We start from the raw sequence: 14,900 nt of genomic DNA, 5'->3' as shown, positions 1-14,900 counted from the left end.
GATCGAAATTGCGCTACTCTAACCCATAAAACCAGGTGTTGAAGCAGCCATTTCACGCAACGGTCTTCAACGGCAGCCCAAGGCCGAGCACCTCCATCGCCGCATTCAACGAAGCGTCTTGGCGCTCGGCATAAAGCGCCAGCTCGTCCTGAACGGCGGCGCCGAGTGCTGCCTCGAAGGCGTCGCGGTTAGAATGCGTCGCATAATTCTGCTGCTGGTCGGTGCCGAGGTTCGACTGGAAGATGCCGGCCGCGCTGACGGGCAGGAAGTCCTCGTAGACGATCGGTGCGAAGGCGAGGTAACCCTTGGCAATCAGCGTTTCCGGATCACCGGGCAGCGAGGTGCCCCCAGCCGCAGCAATGCCGGCAGGCGTCGGCGAATAGCGGAAAAAGGCCAGACCTTGCCTGCGCAGCTCGTCCCAGCTATCTGGCAGCGCCTTGAAGCGCTCGGCGAGTTCCTGGTCGTAGGCGCCGGCCTTGGCGCCGCCGGCGCCGACCTGCACCTCACCGCGAACGGAAGTGAGCAGCCGGTCGTAGAGCGTCCGGCCCTTGGCCGTCAGTGCCACGCCGCGCTGTTCGATCTCGCCGAACCGGGCGGTATGCGTCCCTTGAACCGCATCCTCGTCACCGGAAAAGATGATCGTTTCCTCCAGCGCCTTAAAGCTCGTCTGCCGCAGCAGGATATCGCAATGACGGCGCGGCGGCCCTTCGATGACGGCTTTCGGCGTGATGCCGCGTTCCGGCATGCGGGCCTGCACCGCGTCGATATCGAGCGTGCGTGGGGTCAGATGGTTGATATGCGGCCCCTTGAAGCTGACGACGTCGGCGATCAGCCGGTGCGCATCGTGCAGGCGTTTATAGGTTTCGCCGCTGACCGTCGCCTCGCCGTGCCAGCGGAAGGTTTCGAGCGCCTCGGCGACGAATTCCGTTGCCTCAGCCTCCGTCAGGCCGCCGTTTTGCTCGTGACGCTCGATCAGCGCAACGGCGCGCGGCGTATAGATGCGCCGTGCGGCCAGAATGGCTTCGGCTTCAGCGCGCAGCCCCTCGTCCTCGATCAGCTCCAATCTCAGCAGCGAGGTGAAGACGCGGAAGGGGTTGATGTTGAGCGCTGCCTCGTCGACCGGCCGGAAGCTGGTGGAATGAACCGGCACGCCGGCGACCGAGAGATCGTAATAGCCGACCGCCTGCATGCCCATGACCGCAAACAGGCGGCGGATGGTGAAGAGCTCGTCCGCCGTGCCGAGCCGGATGGCGCCGTGACGCTCGACGTCGATGCGATCAAGCTCGCCGGCGCGGGCGAGCCGCTCGCGCAGATCGGGATTGTTTTCGAGGCAGCCGGCATTCACATCCGCCACCAGTTCGATCAGCGTGCCATATTGCGGCACCTCCGCCCGGTACATTTGCGACATCGCCTCGGTGAACTGCGAGCGGATACGGTCTGGGGAAACGAAGGCTTGCGGCATCTGAGAAACTCCGGCTCATTCCGTTTTTGCAGGATCAGCCTCTTTACTTCAGCCACAAAGGCGGAAATATCGACATTTTGGAAATAGCTCATTCTGAAATGGAATGAACATGTTCGCTTCAAGGCGTTTTCTACCGTCGATTTCGCACCTCGCCGCCTTCGAGGCAGTTGCCCGCACCGGCAGCGTCACGGCGGCCGCGCGCGAGCTCGATCTGACCCAGAGCGCCGTCAGCCGCCAGGTGAGAGCGCTGGAGGAGCAGCTCGGCGTCGAACTCTTCCTGCGCGAACGCCAGACCATGCGGCTGACGCTGGCCGGCGACAGTTATGCCCGCGAAATTCGCGAGGCGCTGCGGCGAATATCGAGCGCCTCGCTGAACTTGCGCGCCAATCCACATGGCGGCACGCTCAATCTCGCCATCCTGCCGACCTTCGGCACGCGCTGGTTGGCGCCGCGCCTCGGACGCTTCCTCGCCGCCAATCCCGGTGTGACGATCAATCTGGTGACCCGGCTTTCGCCGTTCGATTTCCGCCTCGATTCGATCGACGCCGCCATCCATTTCGGCCATCCGCACTGGCCGGGCGCCGAACTCGCCTTTCTGATGTCCGAGCGCACGGTGCCGGCCTGCAGCCCGGATTTTCTGAAGCGATACGCGATCTCCGGGCCGCAGGATCTGCTTGCCGCTCCGCTGCTGCACCTGACGACGCGTCCGGATGCCTGGGAGCAATGGTTTGCCGGCAACGGCGTGTCCTTCGAAAACGTGCACGGCATGCTCTTCGACCAGTTCGCCACCGCCGCGCAGGCAGCAATCGCCGGCCTCGGCATCGCCTTGTTGCCGACATTCCTGATGCAGGAGGAACTCAGGCGCGGCGACCTCGTCGCCGCCATCGACCGTGAAATGGAAAGCCGCGAGCGCTACTATCTCGCCTTTCCGCCCGAGCGCGCCGACTATGCGCCGCTTGCCGCCTTCCGCGATTGGATCGTCGCCGAAGCGGCCGCCAACCCGGCCGCATGACGAACAGCTTGCATCGGCATGGCGCTTTCGACCATTATATCAGCCAAACAACATCTGCAGGAAATCCCCATGAAGCCGATCTTCGTCCAGCTCCAATGCGCCCCCGGCAAGACCTATGAGGTCGCCGACGCCATCTACCAGACCGAACTGGTCTCGGAGCTCTACTCCACGAGCGGCGACTACGACCTGCTGCTGAAGGTCTATATCGAGGAAGGCCAGGATATCGGCAAATTCATCAACGACAACATCGCCAATATTCCCGGCATCGTCCGCTCGCTGACGACGCTGACCTTCAAGGCTTTCTGAATTCCTTCTCAGATACGGTTAACCCTCTTCGCGAAGAATTGCCTTGCATGACGTCGCTTAAACCGCGGCTTAACACCCGGGATATCTGGTCGTTGCTATAAGAGTTCCGCGTCGGCTCGAAGCGGCGCGCAGCGATAGGTGGAACATGGCGATCGTCGAGGCAGACAGGGTGCGCGAGAAGCCGCAGCCGGAAACGGCGCCGCTGATCGTCCATGTCGTGCGCCAATTCCTGCCGAACCGTGGCGGCCTGGAAGACGTCGTCGCCAATCTTGGCCGCCAGACCGTTCGCCGCGGTTATCGCGTTCGCGTCGTCACCCTCGATTCGCTGTTTACCGAACCTCAGAACAAACTGCCGCCGCGCGAAAATATCGACGGTATCGAGGTGGTGCGCATTCCCTGGTCCGGCAGCAGCCGTTATCCGCTGGCGCCTCAAGTTTTCCGCCATCTCGCCGATGCCGATCTCGTGCATGTCCATGCCATCGACTTCTTCTTCGACGCGCTCGCCTGGGGCCGGCTGCTGCATGGCAAGCCGATGATCGTCACCACCCATGGCGGCTTTTTCCACACGCGGAAATACGCCGCGATCAAGAAGATCTGGTTCCGCACGCTGACCCGCGCTTCGGCGCTCGCCTACCGGCGCGTCGTGTGCTGCAGCGCCTCCGACCTCAAGCAATTTTCCGAGATCGTGCCGGACAGCCTGCTGATCGAAAACGGCGCCGATATCGGCAAGTTCGCCGATACCGCTTCGCGCCGGGCAAAGCGCCGCATCATCACCATCGGCCGGTTCTCGGTGAACAAGCGGCTGGACCATCTGCTCGATGCGATGGCCGTACTGAAGGCTCGCGACCCGGAATGGCATCTCGACATCGTCGGGGCCGAATCCGATCTGAACCGAGCCGATGTCGAAGCCGCGATCGTGGGCCGCAACCTTTCCGGCCGCATCACCCTGCATGTTTCACCCGACAACGGCGCCATCCGGCGCATCATCGCCGAGGCCTCGCTCTTTGCCTCCGCCTCGGAATATGAAGGTTTCGGCCTGGTGGCGCTGGAGGCGATGAGCGCCGGCCTGCTGCCGGTGCTGAACGCAAACGACGCCTTTACAACGCTTGCCGGCCGGCATCCGGTCATCACGCTGGCCGATTTCACCAATCCCGAGACCGCCGCAACAGTGATTGAAGCCGCGTATGACGCTCTTTCACGCCAACCGGACGCCGTTCGTGCCGGCCTTCTCGACGCTGCCCGCGGTTATTCCTGGAACATCGTCGCCGGGCGTTACATCGATCTCTATCGGTCACTGAACGTCGTCACCGCCGACCGGACCTGATCCTGCCCGCCTGAAATCCGTCAGGCTCTCGCCAGGCGGATAATTTCGTCGAGCACGAATTTGCGCGATTGCGGCGGCGTCAGATTGTGGTCGGCATCCGGCAGCATCAGCAGCCGCACGTTCGGATAGCGGGAAAGCTTGGCGCCGCGCGGCCCGAAATGGAAATAGACGTGGTCGAGCCCGACGTCGCCTTCGCTGTAGATCAGCGTCAGCGGCACCTTGCGCTTGCCGAACTGCGCGAAGGAATGCCGGACTTCGCGGGCGATATGGCGCCGGTCGGGAAGCAGCTCGAGCAGCGGCGCGATCCAGGGCGACAGACGCCGGCCGCCGGCGATGACGATATTCTGCAGCGCCGATACCACATCCACCTGACCGCTGATGAGCCTCTTCAGCGTATCCATTCGCGCCAGCCGCTGACCGTAATCATCGAGGCTGCGAGGAACGGAGACGACATGCTCCTTGCGCACCGGTATCTCCGGATCCCAGTAGTAGACGAAGGGATTGATCGAGACGACCGCCTTCAATCGCTCGTCGGCAACACCGGCGCGGAAGGCGACATAACCGCCGCTGCATCGGCCGGCCACCATGATCGGACCCGCAACGACGCTTTCGAGCAAATCGAGCGCGGCAACCGCGTCCTCGGTCTGTGTACTGGAATAAAGCACCTGCTCCGGCGCATCCGGCCGCGGCGGGCTGTCTCCGACGTTGGCCGAATCGAAGCGCAGCGACACGACGCCCTGGCGCGCGAGTTCGCGCGCCATATCCACCGTGGTGCGTCCCCAGCCGGCATGCCGGTCATAGGCCGTCGACAGGAAGAGAACGGCATTGCCTTGGATCTCGCCGAGCGGCCGGCTGACGACGCCGACCAGATGATCGTGGCTGCCGAAACGCACTGGCGCTTCGACAAAACCCTCGCCGGCAAGCGGCGGGTTCTCGATCACGTCAGGTGAGTGGGCGGCGGATGTCTCTGTCGTCGTCGCCTCCAGCCAAGTTCTCAACCGCTCGACGACGGCTGTCGGCGTCTTGGCAAACAGCGGATTGGTGGCGAGCTCGTCATAACCTTCGAAAACCGTCTGCTCGACATCGGCACCAAGCGCCTTCAGCCCATCGGCAAAGCCGGTATCGTCGGCCTTGGCCGGACGTTCGAGGATCAGATAGCGCGATGCTGCCAGCCCCTGCGGCGAAGCGATATTGAGTTTGCCGAGCTCGGCGGCGATCTCGTCTGGCATGGCGAGCCCGGCGATCTGCACCTTCGCGGTCTGGACATGCTCCTTGCCGAGGCCGAGATCGGCGTCGATGATCTTCGACCACATGTTGAGTTCGCGCAGATAGGCGCGACCGCTCAGCACTGGCGCCAGCATGACGAGGCTGTCGACGCCGTCGATCGAGGCGCCGATGCGATGGGCAAGCGTTGCGCCGAGGCCCTGTCCGATAAGAATGACCCGGTCGCAGCCGGAGAGCGATTTCAGCTTGGCGGCGGCTGCGCGGATCGAATTTTCCCAGGTTTCCAGCCTTGCCGGCAGCGCGTCGAAATCGAGCGCATCGCCGGTGCCGCGATAATCGAAGCGCAGGCTCGGCACGCCGATATCGGAAAAATGCTCGGCGGCGACCCGGAAGAATTTGCGGCTGCACATTTCCTCGAAACCCCAGGGGCTGACGAAGAGCACGGCGGCCGACCGCTTCTTGACCGTGGGATTTTCAGGCATGAACAGGCCGATCGTGCCGTCGAAGACGACAGGCAGGGCAGCACCGCGTCCCGCACCCTCGGCCGGTTCGAGCGAAAATTCACCCGGCGCCACCTTGGCGCGGTCGGGGTCGCCCGGAAGCCGCGGCGCAATGAAATTGATCGCGCGTCCCACAGGCCGCCGCAGCATGGGCGGCATTTTGTCGAGAATGGACCGCATGACCTCGACATCCTCGGCCGGCACGGCGCGCAGCACGCGAAGCGCCGCGAAATAGCAGAATGTGCCGGCAATGATCGCGGCGACGAGGCCGATCGGACCCTGGACGAATTCCAGCACGGAGATCGCGCCACAAGCACAGAGCACGGAGGCGAGCGTCACCTTTGTCAGGCTTGTGTAGAGGCTTGAAAGCTGGGATCCGAATCCTGTCTGTCTGATCATCATCACCGACATTGCAACGAAGACGAGGATGCGCACGAGTGCAGCACCCTCGGCCGCAAGCCTAGGTATGATCAGTAAACAACCGACTACCATCAGAAGGCCACCTATCACACTGATCTTGAGGCGGGAGCGGGCCCTGTCCATCGACAACAGATAGAGGCTGAGGATCTGCATGAAGGTATAGGCCGGCGCGACGAGCGCAAGCAGCGCCACCACCGTTCCGCTGCGGCGGAACGCTTCGCCGAACACCACCAGCACCAACTCGCTGGAGATCGCGGCAAGCCCGAGGCTCATCGGCAGTACGATATAGGCCATGCTGCGGGTGACGGCGGCGAAGACCTCGACCGGCAAGGTGGAATCGTCGCTATTATGGCGCCGCTCGGAATAATAGGGCAGCAGGCTGCCGGTCATCTGGATCGGCAGTTGCAGCGCGATATTGGCGATCGACAGGCCGACGGCATAATAGCCGACCATCTCCACAGACCAGAACTGCTGCAAAAAGAGCAGCTCGAGCCGGTTGAGGAAAATCGAATCGATGATGAACTGGATCGACAGGATGACGGAGGAGGAGGCGAGATATTTCAGCGAGACCCCACACCAATCGCGCCGCGCAAGCAGGATCGGCAGCGTGGCGAAAAACAGCACGAGTTGGCCGAACGCGTAACCGACGAGAACACCCTCGACACCGTAGAAAACGGCGCCGGCGGCAACGCCGGCAAGCTGCACGATCGAGACAGCGACCGTCAGCTTGAAGAAGGCGCCGAGCTTCTTTTCGCCGATCAGGTAGAATTTGACGAAGGATCCGATCGCCTGGACGAAGAACAGCGCAGCCGTGACCAGTGCGACGGATGGCGCGGTCTCCGCCCAGTGCATCTTTTCGGAGGTCAGGAAGAACAGCGCGTAGAGCGCCAGCAGCACGACGGTCGAAAACATCATGAAGCTGACGAGGATGGCGGCAAATCCCCGCCGGCGGCGGGCGTCGTAACCTTCCGCCGAAAGCTGCGGCAGGGTCTTCAAGAGCGTGATGCTGGAGCCGAGCTCGGCAATCGAGGCGCCGGTGACCACCAGCCAGAGCGAGAAGGCGACGATGCCATTGGCCTCCGGCCCGAGCAGCCGCGCGGTTATGATCGACGAGACGAAGCCCGTCAGCAACAGCAGCATGCCTGCTGCCGCATTCATCACCGAATTTGCGATAATACCCTTCGACATCTGTCCATCCGTCAGCATCGGCCTAAAGCGCGTCGCGATCTTTCAGATTCGCTCCTCGCGCTTTAGGTTTTGTTTTTAAGCGTTATCGCAAAACCGCTGCACAGTTTTGCGCGACATGCTCTAGAGCCGCACAGCAGTCATCTCTAACGCGAAAATATTAAAATAAAGCGGAGTGGCGACCTCACCTTAGTTAGCTGGCCTGCATCGCCGCCAGCGTCTGAAGCGCCTTCTCATAGCTGTTCTCCGCGAGGTAGCGCAGCAGGAACGCCCGCGCCTTCTCGGCCTTCTCCCGCGCCAGCTCGGGCGCGCGATAAATCTCGCTGAGATGCGCGGCTGCGGCTTGAGGAGAGGGATCCGCCCAGACCGCACCGTCGAGCCCGGCAAATTCCGGATGAGTATCGACGACGGGAATGAGAGGAGAGGCGACCAGCCATGAATTGTCGGGGTCGCAGAAATCCGCCGTGCCCGACCAGGAAGTGGAAATAACCGGCGTGCGCTGCATGATCGCCTCGGCAACCGTCAGCCCAAAACCCTCGGAACGATGCAGCGAAAGATAGGCTTGGGAGGAGCGAATGAGGCCGTTGACATCGGCGTTCGACAGCCTGTCGGTGACGATCCTGATCCGGGCGTCGCCCGCGACCGAGGCGACCAGCGCACGCAAGGCTTCATCCTTGTTCACATCGCCACTTGCCTTCATCAGCAGGAAGGCGCTTGGGGCTTCGGCGGCAAATATCCTGAAAGCCTCGATGACCGCCCGCGGATTTTTCCGGTTGATCGAGGAGCCGGCGCTAAAGATAAAGCTGACAAGAAAGGCATCCCTCTCGATGCCGAACTTCTCCCGCATGCCTTCCGTCGCCGCCGCCTCGGTCACCGGATGCGGAACGACGATGACCGGCGCTTTGGTGAGCGGCGCAATCGTCCGCCGGGTGAATTCCGACGGCACGAAGACGGCGTTCATATAATGCATGGCATTGCGCCATTCGGCCGGCACGACTTCCAGTTCCCAGGCGAAATAGCCGATATTGAAGGCGCGGGTGAAATTCGTGACACCCTTCTTGAGGATGGCACGCGGCAGCATCGGCGGATTGAGGTGCCAGATCCGGCTTCCCGGCGGCTCGCTGGGGGCGCGCGGCGGCGCCCATCCGGGAAAGGAATTCGCGTCGGGATGCGTGCTGACGTCGGAGAGCGATATCGTCCGTCCCGCCTCCGAAAGCGCTCCAGCGCAGAGCCGCGCCGATTCACCGACGCCGACCGCCATCGACAGATAGCCGACCACTTCCACCGGCTTGCGCGGATTGAAAGCGACACGCGACCGCGGGATCAGCCGTTGCAGAACGTGGGCGCGTAGAAGCCGGTATGTCTTTCTCAAGTCACGATCTTTCCGGTGGATTTGCATTATTCCCAGCGAGCCTCAGCCCGCGAGCCCGACGCGATGTGAACTGCCGAGACTTCTGATTTCGCCCGCAGGCGGAATATCGCCCTCCGCGCCAGACAGCGCGTGAAGCTTCACACGCCGCAATGCGCCGGGAGCGAGATGGAACCAGTCGTCGTCGGCCCGATAGCCTTCGATGTCGATATGTACCGATTGCGCCAGCCGGTCGGTCCTGAGATCGACGAACCAGTCGTCGCCGTCTCTGCCGAGCGAGGCCTCGATGCCCGCATCATGCAGCGCCTTTGCCCGTCCGCAGGGGAAGTGAAAGCTTTCCGCGAGAACGGCGCCGTCCGCCAGCGAGCGCAGGCGCGCGACGCTCGCATTATGCGACGGCGGGCCGAAACGAAAGGCATAGGTGGTATCGAAGAAGGCGCCGAACAGCGCGGTAGCGGCAAGCCGCTCCGTGTCTCTTGCCGCCAGCTTGAAGGCCCTGCTGCCGCTGACAACCTGCTGTCTTCCGTCGCGCAGGCAGACGACTTCGAGTTCCACGTCGAGTGCGGCATCCGTTTCGTTGATGATGTGCACATCGAGACCGTTGGTTCCCTCGTCGGTGAAAACCATCTGAACCGGCCGGAATGCGCGGCGCATCGCGTACCAGACCGGCTTCGGCTCTCCGGTGGAATCGATCACGCCCCAACCGGGGCCGGGCAGCAAGTCCTGCAGCGTCCAGACGAGCGCGCCGTTGCAGGCGGAGCCCTTGTGCCGCCATTCGGCAAAGGTCTCCTCGATCACCTCGCAGGTGACCGCGCGGGAGAAATCGAGATAATGTTCCGGATCCTCGCGGCGAAGCTGGGCCGGATCGAGGCCATAGAGAAGCTGCAGATAGAAGTCGCGAACGTCCTCGAAGTCCCACGATGCGCTGCGGTCGCGCGGCACGCGGGCCTTCCAGAGCGGACTATGAACGGCCGGCACGTCGAGATGGCGCTGCAGCGTCCGTTGCTGCGGCACATGCGCGAAGGCGAGGCTTTCGGAGGCAAAACGCACATCGGCGCGGCGCGCATCCGCCATCGGCCGCATATAGGCGCCGACGCCGTAATAATGGGCGATACCGGCATTCGGCGAAAATGGCATCGCCCCGCCATAGGGCGAGTTCGGGACATAGGGCACGTCGGGACGCTTGCGCGCGGCAATGGCCGGGATGATTTCATCCGTGACAGGCCCGCTCCAGAATTCCATCGGCAGGCCGAGCATCGCCGCCTGTTGATGGATTTCGCTGCCGCCGCAGAGCACCGCAAGGGATGGCGACGCCTGGACGCCGTGCAGGAATTCCTCGACCTCGGCATGCACGTGGCCGAGAAACGCCTTGTCGTTACGGGGATAGTCGAAATTGGCAAACATGAAATCCTGCCAGACCAGCAGGCCGAGTTCGTCGCAAAGCGCGAATAAATCGGGCGTCTCATAGGCCATGGTGCCGCCGATGCGGATCATGTTCATGCCGGCCTGCGCCGCAAGCCGCAGGAACGGTTCATAATCGCCCCGCCCGCCCGGCAGCCGTACAATATCGGCCGTCGTCCACACCGCGCCGCGGCAGAAGATGCGTTCACCGTTGACGGTGAGGGCGAAGTCGTTGCCGTCGGCGCCACGGTCGACGTCGATCCGCCGGAAGCCGGTCGTGCCGAGCAGATATTCCACGCCGTCGGAAACCAGCGCTAAATCGTAGAGACGGGGCTCGCCATGCGTATGTGGCCACCAAGGCTCGATGTCGGAAAGCTTGAGGATCGCCGAATAATGGCTGTCGGCGACCTTCTCGAAGGGCTGTTCCATGCCACCGCAACGCAGCAGCATTGCCGGCTTCTCGGCATTGCTGTGCAGGGAAACGCTGAGACGGCCGACGCCGTTCTCCTCCAGCACGGCGCGGATGGAGACATTGTCGATTGAGACCGGATTGCGCCGCACCAGTGAAATAGGCCGCCACGGCCCGATCGCATGGATATCGGGGCACCAGCCCGGCATATGGCCGAGCAGCGTCGTGCGGAAATTCTTCAGCCCCGCCGGCGTGATCATCTGCGGCCGCCAGCGTGCGCGCGGACCAGGCTCCGACAGGCGGGGGCCGAGCGCCCGAAAACACAGCGCCAGTTCGTCGCCGCCCGTAAGTGTTACCGGGATTTCGTGCGCCGTGAACATGCTTTCGGAAAAGAGGATTTCCTGGCCATTCAGGAAGACATGGCAAAGCGTCGCAAGTCCTGCAAACCGCAGGATCGCTTCTCCGGGCTCGGCATCGAAGAGCCGACAGAGATACCAGGCGTCTTTGATGTTCAGCGGCTCGGGATTTTCCCGGTCGAAGAGCCCGGCTTTTTCGAGGGCTGACGCAACGGTGCCGGGAACGGGCGCCGGAATGAACTGCGCGGAGAGATGAATGTCGTGCGGTACGGCGCAGGCGCCCGGCTCCGTCAGGATCAGATTCCAGCCTTCGGAAAGCAGACTTTCCTCGGCACCGATGCTTGCCAAACGCCCCCGCATGGTCAGATCTCCGGCCTCAGATTCGCTCCACAAGCGATGCCATCATGGAATCCCATGCATCGGCGGCCGGATCAAGGGCTGTCTGCAGCGGCTCGAACTTCCGGCGGGCGATGGCGCGGGCAAGCTGGAACTGCACCGATTTCGCCGCATCCGAAATGCGCCGCGCATGCTCGGCGGCCGCCGCGAATTCATCGGGGGAAAGCCAGGCCAGATGATCGGCCGCCAGCTCGAAATTGGCGCCGACCTGGCGAAGCGTATTGAAGGCATATTTGTGGAAGAAGCCGAAGGGCCGTTCCGCCACCGCTTCGACCTGCTGCGGGAAGACCTCCGCGAATGCGCGGATCGGATTTTCGCGAGGACGCCTGGTGAAATGAAACCCGGCAAGGCGCCGCGCGGTAGCGCGCAGATGCGCTTCATCCGCGGGCTTTTCCGGGAACCGCGCAAATTCCGTATAGGGCAGGAACGGCGGGTCGTTTTCCGTCAACTTCAGCTGGAACAACCCGTCGAAATCCTCGCCGTCAAGCTTGAAATAGCCGGCATTGTGAAAATACTCGACGCGTTTGGCCACAACATCAAGCCGGTTGATGGCAACTGTCGTCTTGCCGTGCTCCTGCCGGTAGGCGGTGCCGCGCGTGTCCGGCATGTAGAAGGAATCCATCTCGATCAGGCAGAGACGGCCCCGCGCAATCTGCACTTCCACATGCCGTTCGACACGGTCATAGATGGCAAGCTCGGTGGCGCGAATGTCGTAGAGCGCTTCGAGATCTTCGAGCGGCACCTTGAAGAAGGTGAACTGGTCGCCTTCGAAATCCTGCGCCAGGGTGAAACCCAGCATCGCCTCAGGCGCAACGCCCGAGGTCGCCAGCACCTCGATCCAGAGATCGACGTAGCAATTGGTTTCCGGCCAGGCGCGCTCGCCGGAATGCAGCGCGTGCTGACGATAAGTTTCCGGGTCGATCCCCGAAAATACCGATGTCATCGACCGGCTCAGCCCCACAGCGTTTTCCGCACGCTGGCCGGCCATTGCTTTACGTCGAGCCCGTGATGGTGGAAGAGGGCAAGCGCGATGCGTTCTAACCCGAAACCGACGCAGGCCGTGTGTGCGACGCTGCCGTCTTCGAGGTTCAGACCCCACTTCAGGCCGAAGGAATCCTGGTGGTAGTTGAAGCTCATGCAGGCAGTCGGATTTGCCGTCGACGTGATCGGGATCAGCAATTCGAACTTCAGGTTCTGGTCGCGCTGGTTGTTGACCATCATCTTGCCGGCACGCCCGAAGAACGGGTCGTTGGCAACGTCGATGGTCACATCGAGGCCGAGGTGCTTCATCATCTCGACACCGCGATCCATCCATGTCTGACGAAAATCGGTGACGTGCTGCTCCGTGCCCATGCAGACATATTCACGCATGCGAAACAACTGCTGGCGGGCAGGATCCTTCGAAGGCTCATGGCGGAAGCAATAGGACTGAAGATCGAAGAGACCGCCCTTGGCCGGCAGGTTGCCGCGTTTGGCGACCGTCGGATAGAGCGGGTAGCAGGCAGCCGGCGTCAGCACGATATCGGTCGCCTTCTGGTCCTTGGTCCAGTCGTCGCCGACTTCCATGCACTGCAGCAGGCTCATATGGTCGAGATCGCTGCCGCAGAAACTGTGCACCGTACCGGCCAGCTGCGGGAAGCTCTTCATGTAACCGCTCTTTTCGAAGAGCGCTCGGTTCATGCCGGGCGGGAAACGCATCGCCTCGGCGCCGTCGGCGCCGCCGAACGTGTCGATCAGCCGTTCGAAAGCAGTAATGACGTCTTCGAACTGGCCGCTGCGGCCATAGAGACCATCAACGCCGGTATCGATCAGCAGGCCGGACTCGAAGAGCCGGTCGAGAAACGAGGTCTGCATATCCATGGCTTTACCCCAGAAGGCTAGTGTCCTGCTTGTGGACGAGAAGCATGCTCGACGTATTGCCGAGGATTCGGTCGTTCGAAATCATCAGCTGCGCGGAATGCGCATCGCGCAGATGGCGTCCGAGGCTGAAAGGCGTGCCGTTCTTGTAGCCCATGATGCCGCAGATCAGCATGGCATGGTTGACGATCTCCAGGATCGTCTCGGACGAGGCGATCTTGACGTTGTTCATCGCCACGGCAAAGCCCATCGAGGACAGCCTGTCATGATTAGATTTGGCATCCTCATAGGCCTTGAGGCCGGCAACCACGTTGGATTTGACCATCTGCAACAGGTTCGAAACCTCGGCGAGGCGCAGCGCGCCCGGCGGCTGAGTATCGGGTGCCTTGCGGGCGGCGGCGCGCACGAAAGCCTGGGCGCGCGCTACGGCGTCGACCGCGATACCGTACCAGACGCCGCTCCAGAGCAGGTGCGAGGAGGCGAGCATCGATTGCGCCGCGATCTCCGCGAAAGGCTTCGGCAGGATCTGACGCGCCGGCGCCTGTCCCTTGAACAGGAAGCCGTCGGAGCAGGTGCCACGCATGCCGAGCGTGTTCCAGGCATGGGTCTTCTCGAGCGTATACTGGTCCTTGAGGAAGGCCGTCAGCACCTGATCGGAGGAAGCCGCCTGCGCATGGGCACGCGAGGTGATGAGAATGGCATCGGCATGCGAACCGTAGGAAATGACGGTCGCATCCTTTTCGAGGCGGCAGAGATCGCCATCGACTTCGACCGCGCAAATGCTGTTGCGCAGGTTTCCGCCGATACCGCCCTCGGTGGTGGCCGAAGCGATCAGCAGCTGGTCGGCAGCAATGCAGCGCATGAAGTCGCAATGCCATTCGCTGTCGGCGCCGTGTTCGACGAGACTCGACAGCTTGATATGGTGCATGGCGAAAACCATGGCGCTGGCCGCGCAGGCCTGGCCAAGCATCGAGCACAATTCGGCAATCTCGGTGATCGAGGCGGATTCACCGCCGAAATGGCGCGGCACCTGGATGCCGAGCAGCCTTTCGGCCTTCATCGCATCCACGGCTTCCCGGGGAAAGCGGCCCTCGGCATCGACGGTATCGGCGTGTTTCGCCGCGATTTCGGCGACACGAGCGACCCTTGCGGCAAGACCGTCCTGCGTGATCTTGACGGGGAAGTTCATCAGGCGACCTTCCGGCTGTCCTGGATAATATCGACCGTTTTGGCGATCGCGGAGATGCTCGCGAAGGATTTGCGATTCAGGAGATTATCGGGAAATTCGATGTCGAACGCTTCTTCGATGCCAAGCATCAGCTGCACCGAAGCAAAGGAGGTCAGACCCGCCGCATAAAGATCGGCATCGTCGGCGACCTGGTCGATTGCGACAGGAAGTTTGCCGAATTTGGCTACGAGGTCGCGGATTGTCTTATTCATCCCATCACTCCAAGATTCTCATGATCCCGATCCGGCGTTCATCGCCTTGTCATGAGCGTTCTTTTAGTGCGGAAAACAGAACATTCCGCTAATTTATAGCGTTAAATATGATTGAGGCTCACAGTTAGGATTTTAGCGATTGCCGCGGCTTGAGCTATAATATTGGCTATTAATCAACGACTTACGCCTGTCTCGACGATGGAATTCGACCCAATTTTCGCCGCGGCGAGTACAGAAAT

11 protein-coding genes are annotated in these 14,900 nt (G+C 62.1%); 3 read left to right on the top strand and 8 right to left on the bottom strand.

Annotated elements, in window-relative coordinates:
* Nucleotides 1–52: 52 nt before the first annotated feature.
* Nucleotides 53–1,462 (bottom strand): 2-oxoadipate dioxygenase/decarboxylase HglS, encoded by a 1,410-nt coding sequence (gene hglS, locus FFM81_RS00655; RefSeq protein ID WP_138385269.1) that lies wholly within the window; start codon nt 1,460–1,462, stop codon nt 53–55.
* A gap of 103 nt (nt 1,463–1,565) precedes the next feature.
* Between hglS and FFM81_RS00650 the strand changes: the two genes are divergently transcribed.
* From FFM81_RS00650 to FFM81_RS00640, 3 genes are all read left to right on the top strand, one after another.
* The gene (locus tag FFM81_RS00650) at nt 1,566–2,474 is read left to right on the top strand and encodes a LysR family transcriptional regulator (protein ID WP_037091815.1); all 909 of its coding nucleotides are present in this window, start codon (nt 1,566–1,568) and stop codon (nt 2,472–2,474) included.
* A 69-nt stretch (nt 2,475–2,543) separates the two neighbouring features.
* Complete coding sequence (locus FFM81_RS00645; protein WP_003567502.1) at nt 2,544–2,780, top strand: Lrp/AsnC ligand binding domain-containing protein; 237 nt, start codon at nt 2,544–2,546, stop codon at nt 2,778–2,780.
* 145 nt (nt 2,781–2,925) lie between these two features.
* A complete protein-coding gene (locus FFM81_RS00640; protein ID WP_003567504.1) occupies nt 2,926–4,104 on the top strand; it encodes a glycosyltransferase family 4 protein in 1,179 nt (392 codons plus the stop codon).
* A 20-nt stretch (nt 4,105–4,124) separates the two neighbouring features.
* Here FFM81_RS00640 and FFM81_RS00635 read toward each other — a convergent pair whose 3' ends face one another.
* The 7 genes from FFM81_RS00635 to FFM81_RS00605 form a co-directional block, all read right to left on the bottom strand.
* The gene (locus tag FFM81_RS00635) at nt 4,125–7,436 is read right to left on the bottom strand and encodes an oligosaccharide flippase family protein (protein WP_003567506.1); all 3,312 of its coding nucleotides are present in this window, start codon (nt 7,434–7,436) and stop codon (nt 4,125–4,127) included.
* Nucleotides 7,437–7,626: 190 nt separating this feature from the next.
* Nucleotides 7,627–8,805: a glycosyltransferase family 4 protein gene (locus FFM81_RS00630; protein WP_128398588.1), complete on the bottom strand. Its 1,179-nt coding sequence runs from the start codon at nt 8,803–8,805 to the stop codon at nt 7,627–7,629.
* Nucleotides 8,806–8,847: 42 nt separating this feature from the next.
* A complete protein-coding gene (locus FFM81_RS00625) occupies nt 8,848–11,328 on the bottom strand; it encodes a glycoside hydrolase family 2 protein (protein WP_138385271.1) in 2,481 nt (826 codons plus the stop codon).
* A gap of 16 nt (nt 11,329–11,344) precedes the next feature.
* Nucleotides 11,345–12,307 (bottom strand): DUF1839 family protein, encoded by a 963-nt coding sequence (locus FFM81_RS00620; protein WP_038574275.1) that lies wholly within the window; start codon nt 12,305–12,307, stop codon nt 11,345–11,347.
* Between the two features lie 8 nt (nt 12,308–12,315).
* Nucleotides 12,316–13,224: an amino acid--[acyl-carrier-protein] ligase gene (locus tag FFM81_RS00615; RefSeq protein WP_003567513.1), complete on the bottom strand. Its 909-nt coding sequence runs from the start codon at nt 13,222–13,224 to the stop codon at nt 12,316–12,318.
* Between the two features lie 4 nt (nt 13,225–13,228).
* Complete coding sequence (locus FFM81_RS00610; RefSeq protein WP_003567515.1) at nt 13,229–14,410, bottom strand: acyl-CoA dehydrogenase family protein; 1,182 nt, start codon at nt 14,408–14,410, stop codon at nt 13,229–13,231.
* A complete protein-coding gene (locus FFM81_RS00605; RefSeq protein ID WP_003567517.1) occupies nt 14,410–14,661 on the bottom strand; it encodes an acyl carrier protein in 252 nt (83 codons plus the stop codon). Before FFM81_RS00605 ends, FFM81_RS00610 begins: the two co-directional genes overlap by 1 nt.
* Nucleotides 14,662–14,900 lie beyond the last annotated feature (239 nt).

Source organism: Rhizobium hidalgonense, assembly GCF_005862185.2.
GTDB classification, from domain to species: Bacteria; Pseudomonadota; Alphaproteobacteria; order Rhizobiales; family Rhizobiaceae; genus Rhizobium; species Rhizobium hidalgonense.
This window is presented reverse-complemented; position numbering and strand designations above follow the sequence as displayed.

Bases quoted from the DNA above. Each gene is read 5' to 3' on its own strand.
- FFM81_RS00645 (WP_003567502.1), top strand. From the start codon at position 2,544: ATGAAGCCGATCTTCGTCCAGCTCCAATGCGCCCCCGGCAAGACCTAT.
- FFM81_RS00650 (WP_037091815.1), top strand. From the start codon at position 1,566: ATGAACATGTTCGCTTCAAGGCGTTTTCTACCGTCGATTTCGCACCTC.
- FFM81_RS00640 (WP_003567504.1), top strand. From the start codon at position 2,926: ATGGCGATCGTCGAGGCAGACAGGGTGCGCGAGAAGCCGCAGCCGGAA.
- FFM81_RS00610 (WP_003567515.1), bottom strand. From the start codon at position 14,410: ATGAACTTCCCCGTCAAGATCACGCAGGACGGTCTTGCCGCAAGGGTC.
- FFM81_RS00625 (WP_138385271.1), bottom strand. From the start codon at position 11,328: ATGCGGGGGCGTTTGGCAAGCATCGGTGCCGAGGAAAGTCTGCTTTCC.
- FFM81_RS00605 (WP_003567517.1), bottom strand. From the start codon at position 14,661: ATGAATAAGACAATCCGCGACCTCGTAGCCAAATTCGGCAAACTTCCT.
- FFM81_RS00635 (WP_003567506.1), bottom strand. From the start codon at position 7,436: ATGTCGAAGGGTATTATCGCAAATTCGGTGATGAATGCGGCAGCAGGC.
- FFM81_RS00615 (WP_003567513.1), bottom strand. From the start codon at position 13,224: ATGGATATGCAGACCTCGTTTCTCGACCGGCTCTTCGAGTCCGGCCTG.
- hglS (WP_138385269.1), bottom strand. From the start codon at position 1,462: ATGCCGCAAGCCTTCGTTTCCCCAGACCGTATCCGCTCGCAGTTCACC.
- FFM81_RS00620 (WP_038574275.1), bottom strand. From the start codon at position 12,307: ATGACATCGGTATTTTCGGGGATCGACCCGGAAACTTATCGTCAGCAC.